Here is a 24,177-nt window from a genome sequence, read left to right as displayed (position 1 = left end):
CTACTTAGCATCCTTTGAATCACTGTCCCCCATTCACCTGGGCGACTTCGGACAAACCCGTCCTGCCGAAAACTCACTATTTAACCGACCCTATGAATCTGACTGAACTCAAACAAAAACCCATTTCCGAACTGCTTGAAATCGCCGACCAGATGGGCCTTGAAAACATGGGCCGATCACGCAAGCAGGATGTGATCTTCGCCATACTCAAGAAGCACGCCAAGAGCGGCGAAGATATTCACGGCGATGGCGTTTTGGAAATTCTGCAGGATGGTTTTGGTTTTCTCCGCTCGGCCGACTCCTCCTACCTCGCCGGCCCCGACGACATCTACGTTTCTCCCAGCCAAATCCGCCGCTTCAACCTCCGCACTGGTGACACCATTTCCGGCAAGATTCGCCCTCCCAAGGATGGTGAACGCTACTTCGCTCTGCTCAAAGTTGACTCGATCAACTTCGACAGGCCGGAAAACACCAAGAACAAGGTCCTGTTCGAGAACCTGACCCCACTGTTCCCGGACGAACGGCTGAAGATGGAAGCCGGCAACGGCTCAACTGAAGACCTGATGGCACGCATCATCGATCTGTGCGCCCCGATCGGCAAAGGCCAACGCGGCCTGCTGGTAGCCCCGCCGAAGGCCGGTAAGACGCTGATGCTGCAGAACATTGCTTCGAACATCGCACGCAACAACCCCGAATGCCACCTGATCGTACTGCTGATCGACGAGCGCCCGGAAGAAGTGACCGAGATGCAACGCACCGTGCGCGGCGAAGTGGTCGCCTCAACCTTCGACGAGCCGCCGAGCCGCCACGTCCAGGTTGCCGAGATGGTAATCGAGAAAGCCAAACGCCTGGTCGAGCACAAGAAAGACGTGATCATCCTGCTCGACTCCATTACCCGTCTGGCCCGCGCCTACAACACCGTGATCCCGAGCTCCGGCAAGGTCCTGACCGGTGGTGTCGACGCTCACGCCCTGGAAAAGCCCAAGCGCTTCTTCGGTGCCGCGCGTAACATCGAGGAAGGCGGCAGCCTGACCATCATCGCCACCGCGCTGGTCGATACCGGCTCGAAGATGGACGAAGTGATCTACGAAGAATTCAAGGGCACCGGCAACATGGAGATCCACCTGGATCGCAAGATTGCCGAGAAACGCGTATTCCCGGCGATCAACATCAACCGCTCGGGCACCCGCCGCGAAGAACTGCTGACCAGCGACGACGAACTGCAACGGATGTGGATTCTGCGCAAGATCCTGCACTCCATGGATGAAATCGCCGCCATCGAATTCCTCCTCGACCGTCTGAAAGACACCAAGACCAACGACGAGTTCTTCCAGTCGATGAAGCGCAGTAAAAACTAAGCTGTACGCCCAGTCACAGGCTGCAGGTGTTAACCGCACTTGCAGCCTGTTGCACTTTCTGCCACCCGGCAGACCGCTTTACCGGCATAATGCGCATCTGACCACCCCCAAGCTGGAGCGATCCACGGACTGCTTGCAGCTTGCCGCTTGAGGCTTGAAGCTGAGATGCAATATTCCGACCTGCGCGATTTCATCAAGGGCCTGGAAAAGGCCGGTGAACTGAAACGCATCCAGACCCCGGTTTCACCGGTGCTGGAGATGACCGAGATCTGCGACCGCACCCTGCGCAAGGCCGGCCCGGCCCTGCTGTTCGAAAACCCCATCGGCTTCGACATGCCTGTACTTGGCAACCTGTTCGGTACCCCCGGGCGGGTAGCCATGGGCATGGGTGCCAGCGACGTTAGCGAACTGCGTGAGATCGGCAAGCTGCTGGCGTTTCTCAAGGAACCCGACCCGCCCAAGGGCCTGAAGGACGCCTGGTCGAAACTGCCAATCTTCAAGAAAGTCCTGTCCATGGCGCCCAAGGTGGTGCGTGATGCCCCCTGCCAGGCGGTAATCGAAGAAGGCGATGACGTTGATCTGGGTCGCATTCCAGTGCAGACCTGCTGGCCAGGCGATGCCGGCCCGCTGATCACCTGGGGCCTGGTCGTCACCAAGGGACCGCACAAGGAGCGGCAGAACATGGGCATCTACCGCCAGCAGGTGATCGGTCGCAATAAGGTCATCATGCGCTGGCTCAGCCATCGCGGTGGCGCTCTGGATTTTCGCGAGTGGCAGCAAAAGCACCCCGGTCAGCCGTTTCCGGTCGCGGTCGCATTGGGCGCCGATCCGGCAACCATTCTCGGCGCGGTCACCCCGGTGCCCGACAGCCTGTCCGAATACGCCTTTGCCGGCCTGCTGCGTGGCCAGCGCACCGAACTGGTCAAGTGCCGGGGCAGTGAGCTGCAAGTACCGGCCAGTGCCGAAATCATCCTCGAAGGGGTGATCCACCCGGACGAGATGGCCGAGGAAGGCCCGTTCGGCGACCATACCGGCTATTACAACGAAGTCGACAGTTTTCCGGTGTTCACCGTTGAGCGCATCACCCGCCGCGAAAAACCGATCTACCACAGCACCTACACCGGCCGCCCGCCGGATGAGCCAGCGATCCTCGGCGTGGCCCTGAACGAGGTGTTCGTTCCCATCTTGCAGAAGCAGTTCCCGGAGATCACCGACTTCTACCTGCCGCCGGAAGGCTGCTCCTACCGGATGGCGGTGGTGTCAATGAAGAAGCAGTATCCGGGTCACGCTAAGCGGGTCATGCTCGGAGTTTGGAGTTTCCTGCGCCAGTTCATGTATACCAAGTTCGTAATCGTGGTCGATGACGACATCAACACCCGCGACTGGCACGATGTGATCTGGGCCATCACCACCCGCATGGACCCCAAGCGCGACACGGTGATGATCGACAACACCCCGATCGACTACCTGGATTTCGCCTCGCCAATTTCTGGCCTGGGGAGCAAAATGGGTCTGGATGCCACCAACAAGTGGCCCGGCGAAACCACCCGCGAATGGGGTGTAGCCATTGCCCAGGACCCCACCGTGGTGCAACGAATCGACGCACTCTGGGCCGAGCTGGGAATCGATTGATGAAAGTAACCCTGCAACCCTCGGGGCACGTACTGGAACTACAACCCGGCGAGCGCATCATTGATGCGGCGCGGCGTCTGGGTTTTGATGCACCGCAAAGCTGTCGCAATGGCAACTGCCACATCTGCGCCGCCAACCTGATCAGCGGCCGGGTGCGCCAGGGCGACTCACAGCTTGCCCAAGGTGAACTCTTCACCTGCCTGGCCGAGCCATTGGAAGACTGCGAACTGCACTGGGAAGGCGTCCTGGCCCCCGGCGAGCTGCCACTGCGCAGCCTGGCTTGTCAGCTCGAAGAGCTCCAGGAACTCGGCGGCGATGTCTGGCGCGTGCGCTTGCGCACCCCGGCCGGCAAACCCCTGCACTACCATGCCGGCCAGTATCTGCTACTCGAGCGCGACGACGGCGAGGCCTCAGCCTTCTCCATCGCCTCCGCACCATCGGAACCACGGCTGCTGGAGTTGCACATCCTGAGCCGGGAAGCTTCGGCCCAGCAACTGATAGAACAGTTGCAGCAACAGCGTCTGGCCCGGGTCAAGGTTCCCTTTGGCAACTGCCACCTACTGGAGCTGCCCAACCGCCCACTGGTACTGATTGCCGCTGGCACCGGGTTGGCACAAATGCAAAGCCTGATCCAGGATGCTCTGAACCGCGGCTTTGAACACCCGATCCATCTGTACTGGGGAGTGCGCAAGACCGCCGACTTGTATCAAGCCCCCTATTGGGAACAGTGGCGAGCGCATCCCAACTTGTATCTGGAGCAGGTGGTTAGCGACCAGCCGGACTGGCCCGGACGCCAGGGCATGCTGCACCAGGCCGTCTGCGAAGACCTGGCAGACCTGGCCGATTACGAGTTCTATGTGAGCGGCTCACCAGTGATGGTCTATGCCACGCTCGACGCTCTGGTGGCTGCCGGAATGCCTGCCGAACGCATGCACGCAGACGTGTTCGCTTATGCACCAAGAGGTCATTGAAAGACCAAAAGCGAATTAATTCTCCATCAGGGCTTCACCAAACCAACTTTTAGGTCGCACTATAAAGCCACAAACTCTTTCCACCATTTGGGAAGCCCACGCCATTTGACAGTATACGGACAGACTGACAACGCATGCGCCTGATCAGATCATTGCCTCTGCTGCTTCTGATGCTGGGCCTGAGTCCTGGCCTTCTGGCCCAGGGCAACCAGTTGAACCTGACCAGCCTGAACTGGCCACCGTACAGCGCCGAGTCTCTGCCTGGCCAAGGCAGCATCACCAGCCGGATTCGCCAAGCGCTGGCCAACTATGACCTTGATCTGGCAGTTCGTTTCCTGCCCTGGAACCGGGCGGTAAAGCAGGCGACCGAAGACCCCCACTACCTGGGCTACTATCCCGAATACCTGTCCCCGAATTCTGACTGCCTGTACTCCAAGGCTCTGGGTACCAGCTCGCTGGGCCTGGCCTACCATAGTGACCAGGCCCTGCACTGGGAAACGCTGGAGGATCTAAGCCCCTACCGGATCGGCGTGGTCAGCGGTTATCACCAAACCCCGGCCTTTGATCAGCAGGTCGCGGCAGGCCTGCTACAGGTCGAAGAAGGGGTCAACGACCAGATCAACCTGCTCAAGTTACTGTATCGGCGAGTTGATTTGGTAGTGGTCGATCGTGAGGTCATGCGGCACTGGCAGAATCAGCTACCAAGCCTGCGCCGGGCCCGAGACCAGTTACAGTTTCACCCCCGACTACTGGGTGAGTTGAGCCTGCATGTCTGCTTCAACAACACCCAGGCCGGCCGCGCCGCCCGAGACAAGCTGGACCGTCAACTTTAGGCCGAACGCGACTTGGGCGTAGGCAGTTGCGGCAGATCGTGCAGCATCAGCTCAAAGCCCTCCTGCAGCGTACGCTGACTGGCCTGGTGCTCACCGATATGCTCCAGCATGCGCGCCAGCTCGGCGCAGGTCTGAATATCCTTGCGACTGGCAAAGCTGGCCTCCAGATACTCTCGAGCCTTGCCCCACAGGCTGTTACGCAGGGCCAGGCGGCCAAGCGCCAGCAACAGGGTCGGATTATGCGGGTGTTCGGCCAACCAGCGCTCAGCCCCAGCCAACTGCCGTGCAGGATCTTTACCCTGGATCAAACCATAAAGGTGTACCAGCCGGTCGTGATAATGCTGGCGCAGACTCTCGCGCAGCAGTTCCTCAGCTTGCGCCTCTGCCCCGATTGCACGCAGTTGCAGAGCATAGGCCTCAATCAGCGCCGGGTCCTGACGCAACTCCCTGGACAGCTTCTCCCAGACCTGGCTGAGCGGACTGGACTGACCGGCATCCAATTGACGGCTACGCTGACCGGCCTGGCTCAGCAAGGCGACGTAAACCTGATGTTCCAGTGCCTGCTGATCAGTAGCCTTAAGCACCTTGTGCCGGCGCAGGTCCGGCAACAACTGCTCAAGCCGGTCCCAGTCCTCAAGCCGCAGGTAGAGCTGACTCATCAGCTTCAGGGCATAAAGATGCTTGGGATGCTGCTTGCGCAGCCGGGTCAGGGTAGCCAGAGCCTGCTCCAACTGACCACGGGCAATCTGCAGTTGAGCCTGGGTTACCGCGATCGCCACATCGGCCTTGGGATTGCTTTCGTAGGCTTCGCGCAGCAGGCTGTCGCACTCGGCATAATCTTCCATTTCATGCGCAGCCCGGGCGGCGGCCAGATAATTGATCAACGGCAACTCGGCCTGCGGAGCCGAACGCTTGAGCAGACGTAAGGCAGTCGCCCAGTGGCCCTCGGCGAACTCCAGCAAACCCCGGGTAGCGACCTCGTTGGCCCGACGCTGGCGGTTGCGGCGTGACCAGGGATTGATTCGCCGGCCAGAGGCATTGAGCAGGCGAACCAGAGCCCGCAGCAGACCGTACAGCAACCACAGCGCCAGCAGAAAACCGACCCCAACCCAGATACTGGTCTCAATCGACATGTTGCGCCAGGCGATCAGCAGATAGCCAGGATCTTCAGCCACTGCCATGCCCAGCAGCGCGGCGACCAGCAGGACCGCCAGGACTGCCAGATAGCTCTTGCTCATCAGTCAGCCTCCGCGTTACCAGTCGGCAGACTACGGCGACTCTGAATGTAGGCCGCCAGCCCCTGCTGCAGTGGCGCCAGGTCAGGCGGCTCGATACCAACTGGCACATCGATCAGGCCAGCCAACTGGCCCTGCATCGCCCGCACCTGGGGGTTATCCAGCTCAAAGAACTGCTGCAGGATGGCGTCGGCCCGCTCCAAACTATTGCGATAAACCTGACTCTCGCCGCGCAGCGCGGCCCACTGGGCCAGCTCCAGGGTCAGCTGCAGAGTACGCTGCACCCGCTGCATCTCGGCTTCGTCGAGTAGCGGAGTGATCACCTTGCCGCGTTGGAAATCGACCCGCACATAACGTTCCAGACGCATCAACACCCGCTCCCAGCGGTCGCGCCGGGCCAGTCGGTCTTCATACTCGTCTTCCACGGTGACCTCATCCGGGTCGAACACCGGTACCGGGAGCGCGACCAGCCGGCCGACCTGATCACGCAGAGCACTCAGGCGCAGGAACAACCCCGGGCGGTCAAGCACTGGCAAAGCATCGAGCTGGGCCTGATAACCGGCCAGTTGCTCGCGCACGGCGAACACGCCGCTATCAGGCTGACTTTGCAGGATTGCATCAACCGCCGTCAGCAACTCACGGGCCGAAGCTACATCCTGAGTGGCCAACAGGCGCAACGACGCCAGACGCAGGAGAAACTCGGCTTCAGCCAGTTTCCAGTCGGCCCGTGCGTCACCCTGCAAGGTCTCCAGACGCTGGCTCAGTGCTTGCTGACTACGCTGCAGATCAGCCAGCAGACGCTCAGATCGCTGCCAGTCGGCCGCTTGCGGAAGGCCTTCCAACCGGCTGGCCAACACCTGCTCATTGTGTTGCTGAAGTTCAGCCAGACGCTCAAGCTGCGCATCCACCGCCACCTGCTCAGCCATGAAAGCCTGAGTCTGATACCAGTGCCAGGCGCTCAGCCCCAGGGCCGCCAACGCTACCAGCAGGGCCAGCATGCCCAACCCGCGTCCACTCTTGCGCTCACTGGCGACAGGCTTGGGTGACGTTTTAGGCGGTTCGGCCTTGCCTGCGCCGGCTACCGGGGCTGTCGTTTTGGCCACCGGCTCGTCCGGCTGCCCCCCTTCCCGGGTTTCCCTGTTGTTCTGATCAGTCGGTTCCACGCTGTTCCCCTATTTCAGCCCAGCGGATGAGCAGCCAACGCCGCTACCACCGCCGCATCATCCGCGCCATGGCACACAATCACATCATCACAGCCCAGGGCCCTGGCCCGTTCGGCCACCCGCGCGCCCGGCACCCAGCAGCGCCAATGGCGCTGCTCTGCCCAGGTTGCACCGGCAGCCTGATGCCAGAACTCCAGCGCCTGGACGCTCAATATCAGTATTCCCCGCACACCGGCCGCCGTCGCAGCCGCCAATTGGCGGGGCAAGTCCGGTACAGGCAAACGCCGATACAGCTCCAGGTAATCCACCGTTCCGCCTGCCGCACGCACCTCGCCGGCCAACAACTCACGGCCACCAACGCCGCGCCAGATCAGCAGCCGCGGCTCAGGCGCGGCCAAGACCGCACGCCACGGCGCCAGACGCATCAGGGCTTCGCTGTCCTGGCCGTCCTGCGGAATATGCACACGCAGGCCATAGGCCTCAAGCTCGGCAGCCGTCGCAGCGCCTACGGCAAACCAGTCGATCCCGACCGGCACCTGGGGCCAGTAGCGATCCAGGCGCTCCAGCCCCAGCCGGGCGGCCACCGGGCTGACTACCATGACTGCCCGATAACGATCCAGTTCCAGCATCAGACTGCGCTGCTCCGGAGTTTCCGGTTCTGGTTCTATATGCAGCAAAGGCATGCTCAGACTACTGATCCCTCGCTGCTCAAGCTGACCGGCCAGGCGCTGGTTATCCGCCTCGGCCCGGGTCAGCAGAACCAATGGCGTCACTGCGCGTAAACCGCGTCCAGAATCGCCTGGGCCCCTTGGGCCAGCAATTGCTCGGCAACCGCCACACCCAGCGCTTCGGGATCCTGCTCATCGCCGCGAGCCTCGGCGCGCAGCAGTTGCTTGCCATCCGGGTCGCCAACCAGCCCACGCAGCCAGAGCTGGCCATTGGCGCGCTCGGCATAACAGGCAATCGGCACCTGGCAGCCACCATTCAAACGCCGGTTCAGCGCCCGCTCAGCACGCACCCGTAGGGCGCTGTCCTGATCATTGAGCGGCGCCAGCAGCGCCTGCAGTTCGAGATCATCGCTGCGGCACTCGATGCCGACCGCGCCCTGGCCACCGGCCGGCAGACTCTCTTCCGGCGGCATGGCGTAGCGAATGCGTTGCTCGAAGCCCAGGCGCATCAGCCCGGCGGCGGCGAGGATAATGGCGTCGTACTCGCCGGCATCCAGCTTGGCCAGCCGGGTGTTGACGTTGCCGCGCAGAAAGCGCACCGCCAGGTCCGGGCGGCGGGCCATCAACTGCGCCTGCCGGCGCAGACTGGAAGTACCGACCACGCTGCCCTCAGGCAGGCTGTCCAGACTGTCAAAATGGTTGGAAACGAAGGCGTCCCGCGGGTCTTCACGCTCACAGATGACATACAGGCCCAACCCCTCGGGGAACGCCATGGGCACATCCTTCATCGAATGCACAGCCAGATCCGCCTCACCCTCAAGCATGGCGGTTTCCAGCTCCTTGACGAACAGTCCCTTGCCGCCGATCTTGGCCAGCGGGGAGTCCAGCAGCTTATCACCCCGACTGACCATGGGGACCAGGCTGACACTCAGCTCAGGATGCAGTTGTTCCAGGCGCGCCTTGACGTATTCGGCCTGCCACAGGGCCAGGGCGCTCTTGCGGGTGGCAATTCGCAGATGTCGAGTCATGGGATTCTCATTCAAAGCCAAGGGGCATGATACGCCATGCCCTGCCCTGCATCCACGCGGGCGGTTGCCGCAGAGATCTCACAGCTTCTCCATCAACTTGCGAACCCCGGGCACATGCCGGCGACTGACCGTCAGGGTTTCCTCGGGCAAGCCCTTGAGATACAGATGAAAGTGGCCAACGGCACTGCGCTGCAAACGCTCGATCCGGGCACGGGCCACCAGCGCATTGCGATGAATCCGGACAAAATAATCGCCAAACTCTTCTTCAAGGGCCTTGAGCGGCTCGTCCAGCAGCACTTCACCACCGCTGTGACGCAGAGTGACGTATTTGTGGTCGGCAATGAAGTACAACACATCCTCGATCGGCACCAACTCCACGCCCTTGCGGGTGCGGGCGCTGATATGACTGCGCACCAGTCCTTCCTCGGCCAAGCCGTTGGACTTGCCAAGACTGGCCAGTTGCATGCGATTGAGCTTCTGCGCCTTGGCCAGCGCCTCAGCCAGCGCCTCACTGCGCACGGGCTTGAGCAGATAGCCCACAGCACTGACATTAAATGCCTCAAGCGCGTACTCACCATGAGCGGTACAGAACACCACCGCGGGTGCGTCATTGAGCTCACATAGCCGGGCGGCCACCTGCAGGCCATCGAGTCCGGGCATGCGAATATCCAGCAAAACGATGTCCGGGTGCTGTTCGCAAACCAGTTGCAGCACCTCATGACCATTACAAGCCATATCCGGCAAAGCACTGTAGCCCGGCATGGCCGACACCAGGCGAGCCAGCCGTTCACGGGCCAGGGGTTCATCATCGGCGATCAGTACTTTCATGCCTCAGTGACTTCTCTGCGATAAATGAGAGGGTTGCTTACAAGCATAGACCAGCTTACTAAAGAAGCGCGGCCCTTGGCGCCAGGCTTCAACCCGCGCCGATGCGCCAAACAGCGCCACCAATCGGGCCCGGATATTATCCAGCGCCATCCGCGCCCCCTGATGGCTGTCATCCTGTAATGGACAACTGTTTGAGACTTCCAGTTCGACCTGTCCGTCATGCCAGTGGCCGCTGATCCTGATATCGCCACCGCTGACGCTGGGCTGCAAGCCATGCAGGATAGCGTTCTCCAGCAGCGGCTGCAGAGTCAGTAGAGGCATGGGGGTGTCCGGCGGCAGTTGCTCGACCTGCCAGTCCACCTTGAGCCGGTCACCCAGGCGATATTGTTCGATACGCAAGTAGCCTTCGCACAGCCGCCGCTCAGCCGCCCAGTCGGCCAGCCCGTCGGCGTCGGACAGATTGGCCCGGAACAGATCGGACAGATCCAGCACTGCGTTTTCCGCCTTGCGTGGGTCAGAGTCAATCAGACTGACAATGCTGTTCAGACTGTTAAACAGGAAATGCGGGCGAATACGCGATTGCAGCGCCTGCAACCGGGCCCGGGTCTCGGCCTGGTTCTGGCGCTGCCACTGCTGTTGCAGGTAAAAGTAGCGTAGCAGCAGGCTGGTCATGATCAGTGCAATCACGCCATGGCGCAGCAATTGCTCGGGCTGCCAGCGCAATGGGCCGAGCATGCCCTGCTGCAGCCACTCGCCAAGAATGGTAAACGCAAGGGTCAGACCAATGACCACCGCATAACAGACCGCAATCGCCAGCCCCAGAGCCCGGCGCTGCATCCAGCCGCGCAGCCGGCACAGTACCGCCGCCGACAACAGCACTATCCATTGCACGAACAGCGAAGCCATGGCCAATCCAAGCCAGTCGAAACCACCGGTTGCCGGTTGCGCCAGCACCCACAACAGCACCACCAGCTCGGCCAGCACCACCAGGGTGAAGACCGCCAAAGATGAGCACAGATCGGGGAGGAAAAAATCCTCCCCGACATAGGGCTGTTTGAGCAGTTTCCAGAATCCGTTCGCCATTCGCGCAGTGTCCGCCAGCCGGGCGCCCTCGCGCAAGCCTGAAGTGGTATGCTATGGCGCTTTCATCCAGTGTAATGCGGGATCTTCCGGACATGAGCCAAGACAAGACAACCAACCAATCCTGGGGCGGCCGCTTCAGCGAGCCGGTCGACGCCTTCGTCGCCCGTTTCACCGCCTCGGTGGACTTCGATCAACGCCTGTACAAACACGACATCCAGGGCTCGATCGCCCATGCAACCATGCTTTGCAAGGTTGGCGTGCTGAGCGAAGCCGAGCGCAACGCGATCATCGACGGGCTGACCGAGATTCAGGCCGAGATCGAGGCCGGGCAGTTCGACTGGCGGGTGGATCTGGAAGACGTGCACATGAACATCGAGGCGCGCCTGACCGCGCGTATCGGCATCACCGGCAAAAAACTGCACACCGGCCGTTCGCGCAACGACCAGGTCGCCACTGATATCCGTTTGTGGCTGCGCGAAGAAATTGATGTCATCGTCACCGAGCTCGAACGCCTGCAGCGCGGCCTGCTGGATCAGGCCGAGCAGCACGCGGCAGTGATCATGCCCGGCTTCACTCATCTGCAAACCGCTCAACCGGTCACTTTCGGCCACCACCTGCTGGCCTGGTTCGAAATGCTCCAGCGCGACCGTGAGCGCCTGCAGGACTGCCGCAAGCGGGTCAACCGCATGCCGCTGGGCTCGGCGGCATTGGCCGGCACCACCTACCCGATTGATCGCAGCATCACCTGCGAACTGCTGGGTTTTGAGGCTGTCTCGGGCAACTCGCTGGACGGCGTTTCCGACCGCGATTTTGCCATCGAATTCTGCGCCGCTGCTGCCCTGGCGATGATGCACCTGTCGCGCTTCTCCGAAGAGCTGGTGCTATGGACCAGCGCCCAGTTCAACTTCATCGAACTGCCCGACCGCTTCTGCACCGGCTCTTCGATCATGCCGCAGAAGAAAAATCCCGATGTGCCGGAGCTGGTACGCGGCAAATCCGGCCGGGTTTACGGCCACCTGATGGGCCTGCTGACTCTGATGAAGAGCCAGCCACTGGCCTACAACAAGGACAATCAGGAAGACAAGGAACCGCTGTTCGATGCGGTCGACACTCTGCGCGACAGCTTGCGCGCCTTCGCCGACATGATCCCGGCGATCAAGCCGCGCGTGGACGTGATGCGCGAGGCGGCACGGCGTGGCTTCTCCACCGCTACCGACCTGGCTGACTACCTGGTGCGCAAGGGCATCCCGTTCCGCGACTGCCACGAGATCGTCGGCCACGCGGTGAAATACGGAGTGGACAGCGGCAAGGATCTGGCCGAGATGAGCCTGGATGAGCTGCGCCGCTTCAGCGACCAGATCGGCGAGGATGTATTCGAAGTGCTGACTCTGGAAGGCTCGGTCAATGCCCGCGACCATATCGGCGGCACCGCACCGGCTCAGGTGCTGGCGGCGGTAGGCCGTGGACGGCAACTTCTGGCGGGCTGAGTAACGCGCCGCCCTGGCCAGTCGCTTCGCGGCGGGCCAGGGCGTTCAGATAGCACCGGGCAAATAGCCTCGGTCGCTCGTTTAGCGCGCCTCAACCAATAACAGATAATCGCCACTACCCGAATTACCGTAGGCCGAGCCGATCAGTTGATAGTCGCCCGGCTCAAGATGCAGGTTCAGACCAGCATTGGTCCCACCGGCACCATCATCATCCTCTTCCTGACGACCATTGCCCTCCAGCTTGAGATAGGCATCGAAGGCACTTGAGTACAGCTCAATGCGATAGCTGCCAGCCTCGCTGATACGCAGCGTGGTGGTCGCCGTACGGCCATTGCTCAGAGACCCGGCCACGGCATCCCCCGGCCGCACCAGACTACCGACCGAACGCACCGGGCTCAGGCTGCTGCTCAGGGTAAACAGGCCGCTGTCGCTGCCGACACTGGAGGCCTTGACGCTGTAGCTGCCCGGCTCAACCAGGGTAACGATCTGGGCGTCATAGCCCTGGCCGGCACCGTCATCGTCGGTCACGTTCAGCCCCTGACCTTCAAGTTGCAGGTAGCTGTCGACCTCAACCGAACTCATGCGCAAACGCAGCATGCCGCGGCTGGGCACATTCAGGCTGTAGGTCCGCGCCTCGCTGGTAGCCAGGCCAGTGATTTCATCACCCAGACGCAAGGCGCCCTCATTGACCAGCACCAGATCGGCCGGCAACGTCCGGCGATTCAATGCCAGGCTGTAGACACCCGCTTCCGAGTCACCCCAACTACCGGCGATAACCTGATAACTACCGGCCTGCAACAGGGTCGACAGCCGAGAGTTGGTGCCAGTGCCGCCATCGTCATCCTCCAGCTCCAGGCCATTGCCCTGCAGCTTCAGCACTGCGTCGAACTCATCGGAATCCAGCGTCAGCTCGTACAGGCCGGCCTCGCTGACCGTCAACTGATATTGGTTGGCACTGCCCGTCAGCACCCCGTGGATCGGCTCACCCACGACCAGCTCACCCTGATTGTGCGGGATCACCGGCTCCAGGGTCAGACGAAAGGGGCCATAGGCACTACTGTCGGCACCGCTGACAGTCAGGGTGTAGCGTCCATCGGCAGGCGGCGTCAGGTACAGCGTTCCGGGGCGCGGGCCATTGATCAGTTGTTGCTGCTGGTCGAGCAAAGTGAACACCGGGGCGCTCAGCGCACCTTCCTGGCTGACCCGGATCATTTCGCCCTGACGCAGATTGAGAGTAAAGCTCTGGTAGCGCGTACCGTCCTTGTGGTTAACGGCGCTGCGCGTGGTGATTTCACCAGCCAGCGTCCTGACACCATCTGCCGGGGTGGTAGCTGTTTGAGTCACGGCACAACCGGACAACGCCAGACCAAGAACCAGAGTGCCTAGCGGAGCAAAACGAAAGAGGGATATGGAGTGCATGCTAATCCTTACAATGCAAGATACTGGTCCGCTCTTGGACCTGAACAGCGCCACACCGAACGGGGTGGCGCTGGCAACACGGGGCTGGCCCCGGCCTGACTATAACCGAATTCAGGACCGGGGTGGTGTCAAGGCTGAGGTTGTTGCTGAGTAATACAGTGGATATTGCCGCCGCCGAGCAGAATTTCCCGCCCCGGAACCATCACGACCCGGCGTTCGGGAAACAGCTGGGCCAATATCTCGCGGGCCTGTTCATCGGCGGGATCAGCAAAACTGGGGGCGACGATGCCACCGTTGACGATCAGGAAGTTGACATAGGACCCGGCCAGGCGGATCGACGGATCACGCGGCTGAGTGCCGACTACCCGATCCACCCCGGCGCACTCTTCGGCCGAGGCCTGCAGCGGCCCAGGAATCGGCATCCGATGCACCAACAGCTCCCGGCCCCTTGCATCGCGACTGGCCTGCAACACCTTGAGCGCAGCCTGGCAACGCGGATAGTTGGGATCAGCCTCGTCATCGGTCCAGGCCAGCAGCACTTCACCGGGCCGCACGAAGCAGCAGAAATTGTCGACGTGCCCGTCAGTCTCGTCGTTGTAAAGCCCCTGCGGCAACCAGATCACCTTGTCGATGCCCAGGTAGTCGCTGAGCCGCAGCTCAATCTCCTCGCGCACCAGATGCGGGTTGCGGTTGGGATTGAGCAGGCATTCCTCGGTGGTAATCAGCGTACCCTCGCCATCCACATGAATGGCGCCACCCTCCAACACAAAACCGTCAGTACGGTAGCGCGGGCAGCGCTCCAGCCCGAGGATCTTGCCGGCCACCTGATCGTCACGCTGCCAGGGCCAATACAAGCCGCCATTGAAGCCGCCCCAGGCGTTGAAGGTCCAGTCGACGCCACGCAACCCGCCCTGACCATTGATGACAAAGGTCGGCCCGGTATCGCGTACCCAGGCATCGTCACTGCTCATCTCCAGTACCCGAATTCCCGGATGGTCGAGCTGAGCGCAGGCATTTTCGTACTGGCCGGCGGAGACGCAGACACTGACCGGCTCGAATCCGGCAATCGCCTTGGCTACTTCGGCAAACGCCGCCTGAGCCGGCTTGGCCCCAAGTCGCCAATTGTCCGGGCGCTCTGGCCAGACCATCCAGGTCTGGCCGTGCGGCGCCCATTCGGCGGGCATGTAAAAGCCATCGGCCCGCGGGGTGGAATGCAGGGTATACATGTTCAGGACTCCAGCGAACCATCCAGGGTCTTGATCGGCCCGTACAGATTTGGCCGACGATCACGGAATACACCCCAGGCGCTGCGGATATGTTCCAGCTGATCGAGATCGAACTGCTGGACCAGCACGCCCTCCTCGGTCTGGTTCAGCTCCTGAACCTTCTCGCCCAACTGGTTGGCAATAAAGGAAGAGCCGTAGAAGCTGATGTCGTAATCGCCCTGAACCTCCTTGCCGATCCGGTTGCTGGCCACCAACGGCATCAGGTTGGCACCGGCATGGCCCTGCTGGACCCGCTGCCAATGCTCCCGGGAATTGATGTTCGGGTCATGCGGTTCGGTGCCGATCGCAGTCGGATAGAACAATACTTCCGCGCCCAGCAGCGCCATCGCCCGGGCGCATTCGGGGAACCACTGGTCCCAGCAAATCCCGACCCCAATCCGTGCATAGCGGGTATCCCAGACCTTGAACCCGGTATCGCCGGGGTTGAAGTAGTACTTTTCGTGATAACCCGGGCCGTCGGGAATATGGCTTTTGCGGTAGACCCCAAGGTTGCGTCCATCGGCATCGATGATCGCAATGCTGTTGAACCGGGCCCGACCGGCCAGCTCGAAGAAACTGATCGGCAGCACTACTTCCAGCTCCCGGGCCAGTTGCTGGAAATGCGCAATAGCCGGATTTTCATCGACTGTGGTCGCTAGTTGCAGGTAGTCGGCATTGGGTTTCTGGCAGAAATACGGAGTCTCGAACAACTCCTGAATCAGGATGATCTGCGCCCCCTTGGCGGCGGCCTCACGCACCAGGCGTTCGGCTTTGGCGATATTGTCCTGACGATCCCAGCTACAACTCATCTGGGTGGCGGCAACGCTGACGAGACGAGACATGACAGACTCCTAGGTGAGAGGATTTCAACCTTTATATTCGATAAATATCTGCCTTACAAGCTAAAAAACACACTACAGCTTTCAAGTGACAAAAAAATGCCGATTTTTATCTGCAAAAAACCTGATCTGCTGCATTCAGAATAGTCGCTAAGGCCGCGTACGCCGAACCGAGCAACAGGCCAGTAAATCGCGTCGGGCACTACCGCGGTTGCTGGCGGTAAAACGCGCACAGATGCTGATAGACCCGCGGCCAGGCCTGATGCAAGGGTGCGGGGTTTTCAAAGAAACTTTCCGAGAGTACCGCGAAGAACTCGGCCGGATCTTCCAGAGCGTATTCGTCGACCGGCAGCCAGTCGCCCTGCTCAGCTCGCCGGGCCAGATCATCCCAGGCGGCCTGCATATCGCGCTGCCAGGCATCGGCATCCATCCCGGCATGCAGCGGTGGCGCGCCATTGGCGCCGGACTGGCGCATATCCAGGGTATGCGCCAACTCATGGATTACCACGTTGTAGCCCTGGCCCTGACCAGAGGCCAGGACATCGGCCAGAGACAACACCACCGGCCCGCGCTCCCAGGCTTCGCCGCTGCGTTCACTGAGTTCCTCATGGACCACGCCAGCCTCGTCCATCCACTGGTGCTCGGTAACAAACGGCCCGTCATAAATGATCAGAGTGTGCCAGCCGGCATACCAGTCCAGGCCCAACTCCAGCACCGGCAACGCCGCCATGCCAGCAATTCGCAGGCGCAACCGGTCATCCAGCTCGGCGCCCTGCACGGCCACCAGATGCTTGCGCAGCAGAAAGCGCAGAGCCAGATCCTGCAGACGCTGGCGCTGCGGGGCCGGCAAACGTTGCCAGGCCGGCCAGTCACCCAGCGCCCGTTGCCAATCCTGCGGCCCGACCTGCAAACGGGCCAGACGCTGATTTTCGCGCCAGAGCTTCCAGCGCCGCCACAGCCCCATCAGTCAGCTCGCACCGGCGCCAACAGCGGCGGCAGATACAGGCCCAGATAGGCCAGCATCATGCGGGTCGCTTCCTGACACATGGCTGGCGTCAGGCGCCCGTGCTGCTGGTAATCGACCGCCAGCAGCTTGTCCGCTGCCTGCATGGCCAGGGTAAAGATATCAACCTGCTCCGGCAGCACCGGCAGCTGAAAATGACGCTCCAGGCATACCCGCAGGCTATCGCCCAACTGCCGGTCATGCTGGCGGTCGGCCTGACGGATCGCCGCCAACTCATAGGCACCGAGGATCAGTTCACAGGCTGCCGGATGGGTTTGGTAGTAGTGCTGAAAACGCGCCTCCAACTGCTCGACCAGCGCCATCCAGGTGGCAGGAGCCGGCTGCTGGAACGGTGCATTCAGCACTTCATCCAGCTCGGCAAACACCCGCATAGCCAAAGCCGCCAGCACATCACCCAACTGCGGGAAGAAGTGATAGACCGATGAAGGTGGTATCTCGGCCTCCTCGGCGATGGTGTAGATCGACAGCTCCGCCAGGCTCTGGCGGCTGAGCAGGCGCACAGTAGCATCGAGAATCCGTTCGATCCGATCCTGGCTGCTGGCTCGACGTTTCGGGACTTTGGGCTTGGTCATGGTTTGGCCGCTTTATCGCATATCGCGCAGACGATACCACAGCAAGGCCAAAGCCCGGACCGCCACCTGCAACGGTGCCCCCGGCGGCACCAGCGGATGCCGCAGCCGGGCAAACAGATCAAAGCCCTGAGCCCGGCCGATCAATGCCTGGGCCACTAATTGTCCGGCCAGCCCAGCCAGCGCCACCCCCTGCCCCGAATAACCTTGGGCAAACAGCACCCGGCTGCCGATGCGGCCAAACTGCGGCGCCTTGGTGGCGGTCATCGCCACCTGACCGCCCCACAGATATTCGAAGTCCTGCTCGGCCAGCGCCGGAAATACCTGCGCCATGCGTGTGCGCATGACCGCCCGCAAGCGGTTCGGATGGCCGTCGCGGGCACTGGCCCGGCCACCGAACAGCAGCCGGTTGTCGGCAGTCAGGCGGTAATAGTCGATCAGATGGTTCATATCGCAGACCGCCGCGCGCGACGGAATCAGTTGTCCGGCCAGATCTCCGAGCGGCGCCGTGGCACCGATATAGCTGCCGATCGGCATGAAGCGTCGCTGGGTCCAGGGCAACAGCTTTCCGACATAGGCATTGCCGGCCAGAATCAGTTGCTCGGCCCGTACCTGCCCGTGCGAGCTGCGTACAGTCACCCCCAGAGCATCCTGCTGCCAGTCCAGCACCCTTGAGCGCTCAAACAGCTCGGCACCGCACGCCTGCGCCGCACGCGCCAGGCCCAATAGATAATTGAGTGGATGCAGGTCACCACCCCCCCAGTCCATGACCCCGGCCTGATAATCGGCGCGCAGCAACTGCTGCAGACTGGCCCGGTCATAAAACTCCAGCTGCTGGTAATCCAGCGCCTGCAACGAGGCCTGCCATTGCTGCAGTTCATCGACCTGGCGGAGTTTGTTGGCCACCAGCAGGATGCCGGCCTTCAAATCACAGTCAATGGCATGCTCGGCCACCCGCCGGCGCAACAGTTCAACCCCCTCGACCGACAAGGCCCAGACCTTGCGCGCATCGGCCGCGCCCAGTTGACGCACCAGGGTTGCATAGTCACAGGCCGGCCCGGGGTTGATCTGTCCGCCATTGCGCCCGGAGCAGCCCCAGCCGATCTGCTCGGCCTCCAGCAGGATGACCCGGCGCCCGGCCTGGGCCAGTTCCAGCGCTGCCGAGACCCCGGTAAAGCCACCGCCGACGATACAGACGTCGGCGCGGCGCTCGCCGCTGAGCGCTGGATGCGCCGGTGCTGAATGGGCACTGGCCTGATACCAGGTAGGTTGAGCGATCATAGGTTTTTCCTTGAGCAAACGATTAAGGAAACACTGATTAAATCAGTTTTGGTGTTGGCCCCAAGCAATGGCACGGACCATCCGGGGGGACACAAAAATCCCGCCACGCAGGCGGGATTTTCGTATCAGCAGCAGGCCACACTCAGACCGTATGCAGATACCACATATACTCCAGATCAGAGATGGTTTTCTCGAACTCGTCCAGCTCGCTTTCCTTGCACAGCTCGAACACGTCCAGATACTCCTCGCCGATGTAGGCCTTCATCACCTCGGAGTTTTCCAACTCCCGCAGCGCATCACGCAGGTTGGTTGGCAGCGACACCTCGTGCTGCTCGTAGGCATTGCCCTCAGTCATCTCTGGCGGTTCGATCTTGTTGCTGATGCCGTAGTGGATGGCGCTGAGCAGCGCGGCCATGAGCAGATAAGGGTTGGCATCGGCACCGGCCAGGCGATGCTCGATCCGCATCGCTTCCGGCTCGCCACCGGGCACCCGAACTGCCACGGTACGGTTGTCGATCCCCCAGGTCGGCGCACAGGGCACATAGAAGCCGGCACTGAAACGGCGGTAGGAATTCACGTTCGGGCACAGGAACGCCATGTACTGCGGCAGGCACTCGAGCAGACCACCAATCGACCAGCGCAGCAGATCACTCAGACTGCCATCGGGATTGGGCGCGAACACATTGCGGCCATCCTTGTCGACCAGGCTGATGTGCACATGCATGCCATTGCCTGCCTGATCGTAATAAGGCTTGGCCATAAAGGTGGTGTCCATCTCGTGATCATAGGCCACGCTCTTGATCACCCGCTTGAGCAAGACGTTGTAGTCACAAGCCTTCACCGGATCATCGACGTGATGCAGGTTGACCTCGAACTGACCAGGCGCCGATTCGGCGACGATGGCGTCAGCGGGGATGCCCTGTTCGTGGGCAGCTTCGATGACGTCCTCGAGAAACTCGGCGTACTCATCCAGATCATCCATCGAGTAGACCTGAACCGAGTTGGGGCGCTTGCCGGAAATAGGGGAACGGGGGGGCTGAGGGCGACCGGTAATGTTCTCTTGGTCGATCAGGTAAAACTCCAACTCAAAAGCTGAAACAATTTTCAGGTCAAACTCTTCGAAGCGTTGGGCGATGCGTTGCAGGACATAACGGGGATCAGCGAAGAAGGGCGTCGTTCGATCCAGCTCGAACATGGTCATCAGCAACTGTCCGGTTGGACGCTTCTGCCAGGGCTCGATGCTCAGCGTCCCGGGGATTGGCATACAAATGCGATCAGCATCACCGATTTCCAACCCCAGCCCGGTTTCTTCAACCGTTGTGCCCTGAATGTTCAGGGCAAAGATCGAAGCCGGCAGGGCAATGCCCTTTTCATAGGCCTTGACCAGGGCGGAGCGGTCGATGCGCTTGCCGCGCACGATGCCGTTCATATCGGCGATCAATAGATCGATGAAGTGGATTTCCGGATGCTTGGCGAGGAACGCCTCAGCTTCCTGGACACTGGCAGGCTTGATGGCGGCTGCGACAGCCTTCACTGCGGTAGCGTCCGTTCCGGCTTGGGCTTGCATGGTTTGTCACCTGTTATTTGTAAAATATATCAATCACGTTAGCTCTAAGATGAGAGTAAATCCGAAAGGCCTTGGGGAGTCAATAGAGCCGCACCCGCCCAATCGCGGTGCACACTGCACCATTTAGGCCCATTAGGATCCCTAACACTCACGGCAAAGCGGTTTTATCTGTCAAAAAAAACGGGCTTTGTGTTAATTATTTTTTATTGCTATTGTGTAAAAAATCGAACAACAATGACGTCATGTCAGATATACAACACAGACTCAGCATCATGTCCACGACACGCAAACCCCTTATCGGCATCTCCTGTTGCACCGACCAGCTTGGCCTTCACCCGTTCCACATCGTCGGTGAGAAATACATTCTCGGCGTGGTCGATGGTGCCGGCGGCCTGCCTCTGCTGATCCCGGCACTGGGCGAGCGCCTGGATGCCGAGCAACTGCTCGATAATCTTGACGGACTGCTGTTCACCGGCTCGCCCTCGAATGTCGAACCGCATCACTATCAGGGCCCAGCCAGTGTCGAGGGCACCAAACATGATCCCAAACGCGATGCCACCAACCTGCCGCTGATCAAGCGCGCCGTCGAGCGCGGCATCCCGGTGCTGGGTATCTGTCGCGGTTTTCAGGAAATGAATGTCGCCTTTGGCGGCAGCCTGCACCAGCGCCTGCACGAAGTCGGTGGATTCATCGAGCATCGTGAAGACAAGGAGCAGCCAGTTGATGTCCAATATGGGTTGTCCCACGAGGTTCAGATCGAACCGGGAGGACTACTCTATGAACTGTCAGGCCGCAACTCGGCACAGGTCAACTCCCTGCATACCCAGGGCGTGGACCAGCTGGCGCCCGGATTGCGGCCCGAAGCAACTGCGCCCGATGGACTGATCGAAGCCTTTTCGGTCAGCCAAGCTCCCAACTTCGCGCTGGGCGTGCAATGGCATCCAGAGTGGAAGGTCACGAAAAACCCCTTCTACCTGTCGATATTCAAGGCGTTTGGCGACGCCTGCCGGGCACGTGCAGCCAGGCACTCCTGAGGATTGTATGGACAAGATTGAAGCATGGCTCAAGGAACACAAGATCACTGAGGTGGAATGCATGGTCTCGGATTTGACCGGCATTGCCCGCGGCAAGATCGCGCCGACGATGAAATTCATCTCGGAAAAAGGCATGCGCCTGCCCGAAAGCATTCTGTTGCAGTCGGTGACCGGTGACTACGTCGAAGATGACATCTATTACGAGCTGCTCGACCCGGCCGACATCGACATGGTCTGCAAGCCGGATGAAAGCGCCATCTATCTGGTGCCGTGGGCTATCGAGCCAACCGCACAGATCATCCACGACTGCTATGACAAGATGGGCAACCCCATCGACATGTCACCGCGCAACATCCTGAAGAAAGTGCTCAAGATGTATGCCGACAAGGGCTGGCAGCCACTGGTGGCGCCGGAGATGGAGTTCTACCTGACCCGCCGCAACGAGGACCCGGACCTGCCGCTGCAGCCGCCGATCGGACGTTCCGGACGCCAGGAAACCGGCCGGCAGTCGTTCTCGATCGACGCTGCCAACGAATTCGATCCGTTGTTCGAAGACATGTACGACTGGTGTGAGGCCCAGGGCCTGGATCTGGATACCCTGATCCACGAAGAAGGCACCGCGCAGATGGAGATCAACTTCCGTCACGGCGACCCACTGTCACTGGCCGACCAGATCCTGGTGTTCAAGCGCACCATGCGCGAGGCTGCACTCAAGCACGACATGACCGCCACCTTCATGGCCAAGCCGATCACCAACGAGCCGGGCAGCGCCATGCACCTGCACCAGAGCATCATCGACCGCAAGAGTGGCAAGAACGTGTTCTCCAATGCCGACGGCACCATGAGCGAACTGTTCTTGCATCACATCGGCGGCCTGCAGCGTTTCATCCCCGAGGTGTTGCCGCTGTTCGCCCCGAACGTCAACTCATTCCGCCGCTTCCTGCCCGACACCTCGGCACCGGTCAACGTCGAATGGGGTGAGGAGAACCGCACTGCCGGCCTGCGCGTGCCGGACTCCGATCCGCAGAACCGCCGGGTCGAGAACCGCCTGGCCGGGGCCGACGCCAACCCCTATATCGCCATTGCCGCCAGCCTGCTGTGCGGCTACCTGGGCATGGTCAGCAAGATCACCCCATCGGCGCCGGTCAAGGGCCGTGCCTATGAGCGCCGCAACCTGCGCCTGCCGCTGACCCTGGAGTCGGCACTGGAGCGCATGGAGCAGTGTCACGAGGTCCAGGAAGTGCTGGGCGAGAAGTTCTGCCGTGGCTATGTCGCGGTCAAGCGGGTCGAGCACGAAAACTACAAACGTGTAATCAGTTCCTGGGAACGTGAGTTCCTGCTGCTGAGCGTATAAATAGAAGCGCCCGGGCCGGGCGCGGTTGAAGGCAACTTGCCGGCGTATCGCCCTGGGCCGGCATGGAGGAAGAATCAATGAGCAGTCAGATCCGACATACCACCGCCGAGCTGCAAGCCATGGATGCCGCCCATTACCTGCATCCGTTCACCGACCACAAAGACCTGGGCGCCCGGGGCGCGCGCATCATCGAGCGGGCTCAGGGGGTTTACCTGTGGGACAGTGAAGGCAACCAGATTCTCGATGGCATGGCCGGGCTGTGGTGCGTCAACATCGGCTACGGCCGTACCGAACTGGCCGAGGTGGCCTACAAGCAGATGCTTGAGCTGCCCTACTACAACAGCTTCTTCCAGTGCGCCAACCCGCCGGCGGTACAACTGGCCAAGGCGATTGCCGAGATCGCTCCGGCGCACATGAACCACGTGTTCTTCACCGGCTCGGGCTCGGAGTCCAACGACACCGTGCTGCGTATGGTCCGCCGCTACTGGGACCTCAAGGGCAAGCCGGGCAAGAAGACCATCATCAGCCGGATCAACGGCTACCATGGTTCAACCGTGGCCGGCGCCAGCCTCGGCGGCATGTCGGTGATGCACGAACAGGGCGACCTGCCGATTCCCGGCATCGTGCATATCCCGCAGCCGTACTGGTACGGCGAAGGCGGTGATATGGATCCCGAGGAGTTCGGCCTGTGGGCTGCACGTCAGCTCGAGGCCAAGATCGAAGAACTGGGCGAGGACAAGGTCGCGGCCTTTATCGCCGAACCGATCCAGGGCGCCGGCGGGGTAATCATTCCGCCATCGACCTACTGGCCGGAGATCAAGCGGATTCTCGCCAAGTACGACATTCTGCTGGTGGTAGACGAAGTGATCTGCGGCTTCGGTCGCACCGGCGAATGGTTCGGCAGCCAGTACTTCGACCTCAAGCCGGACCTGATGCCGATTGCCAAGGGTATGACCTCCGGTTATCTGCCCATGGGCGGAGTGATCGTCGGCGACCGGGTAGCCAACACTCTGATCGAACACGGCGGCGAGTTCTTCCACGGCTACACCTACTCCGGACATCCGGTGGCGGCCGCAGTCGGCCTGGAAAACCTGCGCATTCTGCGCGAAGAAAAGATCGTCGATTACGTCAAGCAGGAAGCGGCACCGTATTTGCAGAGCAAAATCGCCAGTCTGGCGGAACACCGTCTGGTTGGCGAGGTACGCGGTGTTGGCCTGCTCGGCGCTATCGAGTTGGTCAAGAACAAGGCTACCCGGGAGCGCTTCGCCGAGAAGGGCAGCACCGGGACCTTGTGTCGTGACCTGTGCGTACGCAACGGCCTGGTGATGCGCGCGGTCGGTGACACCCTGATCATGTCGCCGCCGCTGGTGATCAAGCCGGAGGAAATCGACGAGTTGGTCGCCAAGGCTTGGCGTTGTCTGGATTTGGCCGCCGAACAGCTCGGCGTCTGAGCCAGGGCCGGACCAGCGACTACACTGGAGCATGCCCGGTCCCCGGGCATGTGCTGGGGAGGGAGCGTGTCGCACACGGCACCGCGTT

General features: G+C 61.2%; 21 protein-coding genes. 8 read left to right on the top strand and 13 right to left on the bottom strand.

Features of this window, described 5'->3' with window-relative positions; all coding sequences use genetic code 11:
• The first annotated feature begins 92 nt into the window (after positions 1-92).
• From rho to BVH74_RS06360, 4 genes are all read left to right on the top strand, one after another.
• Complete coding sequence (gene rho, locus BVH74_RS06375) at positions 93-1,358, top strand: transcription termination factor Rho (RefSeq protein ID WP_080049255.1); 1,266 nt, start codon at positions 93-95, stop codon at positions 1,356-1,358.
• Positions 1,359-1,523: 165 nt separating this feature from the next.
• Positions 1,524-2,990 (top strand): 4-hydroxy-3-polyprenylbenzoate decarboxylase, encoded by a 1,467-nt coding sequence (gene ubiD, locus BVH74_RS06370; protein ID WP_080049254.1) that lies wholly within the window; start codon positions 1,524-1,526, stop codon positions 2,988-2,990.
• Positions 2,990-3,961, top strand: a complete 972-nt coding sequence (locus BVH74_RS06365) for a CDP-6-deoxy-delta-3,4-glucoseen reductase (protein WP_080049253.1) — start codon at positions 2,990-2,992, stop codon at positions 3,959-3,961. Before ubiD ends, BVH74_RS06365 begins: the two co-directional genes overlap by 1 nt.
• A gap of 134 nt (positions 3,962-4,095) precedes the next feature.
• On the top strand, positions 4,096-4,794 hold the full coding sequence (locus tag BVH74_RS06360; RefSeq protein WP_080049252.1) for a transporter substrate-binding domain-containing protein: 699 nt from the start codon (positions 4,096-4,098) through the stop codon (positions 4,792-4,794).
• On the opposite strand, the gene BVH74_RS06355 is transcribed toward BVH74_RS06360, so the two are convergent.
• The 6 genes from BVH74_RS06355 to BVH74_RS06330 all read right to left on the bottom strand — a co-directional run bounded on the left by BVH74_RS06355 (position 4,791) and on the right by BVH74_RS06330 (position 10,799).
• Entirely contained in the window at positions 4,791-6,032 is a 1,242-nt protein-coding gene (locus tag BVH74_RS06355; RefSeq protein WP_080049251.1) for a heme biosynthesis HemY N-terminal domain-containing protein, read from the bottom strand. The two genes, BVH74_RS06360 and BVH74_RS06355, sit on opposite strands and share 4 nt — an antisense overlap.
• Entirely contained in the window at positions 6,032-7,192 is a 1,161-nt protein-coding gene (locus BVH74_RS06350) for a uroporphyrinogen-III C-methyltransferase (protein ID WP_080049250.1), read from the bottom strand. The genes BVH74_RS06355 and BVH74_RS06350 overlap by 1 nt, the downstream gene beginning before the upstream one ends.
• Before the next feature lie 14 nt (positions 7,193-7,206).
• Entirely contained in the window at positions 7,207-7,965 is a 759-nt protein-coding gene (locus BVH74_RS06345; RefSeq protein WP_231705577.1) for a uroporphyrinogen-III synthase, read from the bottom strand.
• A complete protein-coding gene (hemC, locus tag BVH74_RS06340) occupies positions 7,962-8,888 on the bottom strand; it encodes a hydroxymethylbilane synthase (RefSeq protein WP_080049249.1) in 927 nt (308 codons plus the stop codon). The genes BVH74_RS06345 and hemC overlap by 4 nt, the downstream gene beginning before the upstream one ends.
• Before the next feature lie 78 nt (positions 8,889-8,966).
• Positions 8,967-9,716 carry a LytR/AlgR family response regulator transcription factor gene (locus BVH74_RS06335; RefSeq protein WP_080049248.1) on the bottom strand — a complete coding sequence of 250 codons (750 nt, stop codon included), beginning with the start codon at positions 9,714-9,716 and terminating at the stop codon, positions 8,967-8,969.
• A gap of 3 nt (positions 9,717-9,719) precedes the next feature.
• Complete coding sequence (locus BVH74_RS06330; protein WP_080049247.1) at positions 9,720-10,799, bottom strand: sensor histidine kinase; 1,080 nt, start codon at positions 10,797-10,799, stop codon at positions 9,720-9,722.
• A gap of 92 nt (positions 10,800-10,891) precedes the next feature.
• On the opposite strand from BVH74_RS06330, the gene argH reads away from it, so the two are divergent.
• Positions 10,892-12,286, top strand: a complete 1,395-nt coding sequence (argH, locus tag BVH74_RS06325) for an argininosuccinate lyase (RefSeq protein ID WP_080049246.1) — start codon at positions 10,892-10,894, stop codon at positions 12,284-12,286.
• A gap of 81 nt (positions 12,287-12,367) precedes the next feature.
• Here argH and BVH74_RS06320 read toward each other — a convergent pair whose 3' ends face one another.
• The 7 genes from BVH74_RS06320 to BVH74_RS06290 form a co-directional block, all read right to left on the bottom strand.
• On the bottom strand, positions 12,368-13,705 hold the full coding sequence (locus BVH74_RS06320; RefSeq protein WP_080049245.1) for a hypothetical protein: 1,338 nt from the start codon (positions 13,703-13,705) through the stop codon (positions 12,368-12,370).
• Positions 13,706-13,833: 128 nt separating this feature from the next.
• Positions 13,834-14,931 (bottom strand): agmatine deiminase, encoded by a 1,098-nt coding sequence (gene aguA, locus BVH74_RS06315; RefSeq protein WP_080049244.1) that lies wholly within the window; start codon positions 14,929-14,931, stop codon positions 13,834-13,836.
• A 2-nt stretch (positions 14,932-14,933) separates the two neighbouring features.
• Positions 14,934-15,812 (bottom strand): N-carbamoylputrescine amidase, encoded by an 879-nt coding sequence (gene aguB, locus BVH74_RS06310; protein ID WP_080049243.1) that lies wholly within the window; start codon positions 15,810-15,812, stop codon positions 14,934-14,936.
• 199 nt (positions 15,813-16,011) lie between these two features.
• Positions 16,012-16,773 carry a M90 family metallopeptidase gene (locus tag BVH74_RS06305; protein WP_080049242.1) on the bottom strand — a complete coding sequence of 254 codons (762 nt, stop codon included), beginning with the start codon at positions 16,771-16,773 and terminating at the stop codon, positions 16,012-16,014.
• Complete coding sequence (locus tag BVH74_RS06300) at positions 16,773-17,405, bottom strand: TetR/AcrR family transcriptional regulator (RefSeq protein ID WP_080049241.1); 633 nt, start codon at positions 17,403-17,405, stop codon at positions 16,773-16,775. Before BVH74_RS06300 ends, BVH74_RS06305 begins: the two co-directional genes overlap by 1 nt.
• Before the next feature lie 12 nt (positions 17,406-17,417).
• Positions 17,418-18,683: an NAD(P)/FAD-dependent oxidoreductase gene (locus BVH74_RS06295; RefSeq protein ID WP_080049240.1), complete on the bottom strand. Its 1,266-nt coding sequence runs from the start codon at positions 18,681-18,683 to the stop codon at positions 17,418-17,420.
• 142 nt (positions 18,684-18,825) lie between these two features.
• Entirely contained in the window at positions 18,826-20,250 is a 1,425-nt protein-coding gene (locus BVH74_RS06290; RefSeq protein ID WP_080049239.1) for a glutamine synthetase family protein, read from the bottom strand.
• Between the two features lie 272 nt (positions 20,251-20,522).
• Between BVH74_RS06290 and BVH74_RS06285 the strand changes: the two genes are divergently transcribed.
• From BVH74_RS06285 to BVH74_RS06275, 3 genes are all read left to right on the top strand, one after another.
• Positions 20,523-21,284: a gamma-glutamyl-gamma-aminobutyrate hydrolase family protein gene (locus BVH74_RS06285; protein ID WP_080049238.1), complete on the top strand. Its 762-nt coding sequence runs from the start codon at positions 20,523-20,525 to the stop codon at positions 21,282-21,284.
• 7 nt (positions 21,285-21,291) lie between these two features.
• Entirely contained in the window at positions 21,292-22,638 is a 1,347-nt protein-coding gene (locus tag BVH74_RS06280) for a glutamine synthetase family protein (RefSeq protein ID WP_080049237.1), read from the top strand.
• A 77-nt stretch (positions 22,639-22,715) separates the two neighbouring features.
• Entirely contained in the window at positions 22,716-24,089 is a 1,374-nt protein-coding gene (locus BVH74_RS06275) for an aspartate aminotransferase family protein (RefSeq protein ID WP_080049236.1), read from the top strand.
• Positions 24,090-24,177: the final 88 nt, after the last annotated feature.

This window comes from Halopseudomonas phragmitis, assembly GCF_002056295.1.
Taxonomy (GTDB): Bacteria; Pseudomonadota; Gammaproteobacteria; order Pseudomonadales; family Pseudomonadaceae; genus Halopseudomonas; species Halopseudomonas phragmitis.
The sequence above is the reverse complement of the archived record's forward strand: the minus strand, read 5'-3'. Positions and strand labels throughout refer to the sequence as shown.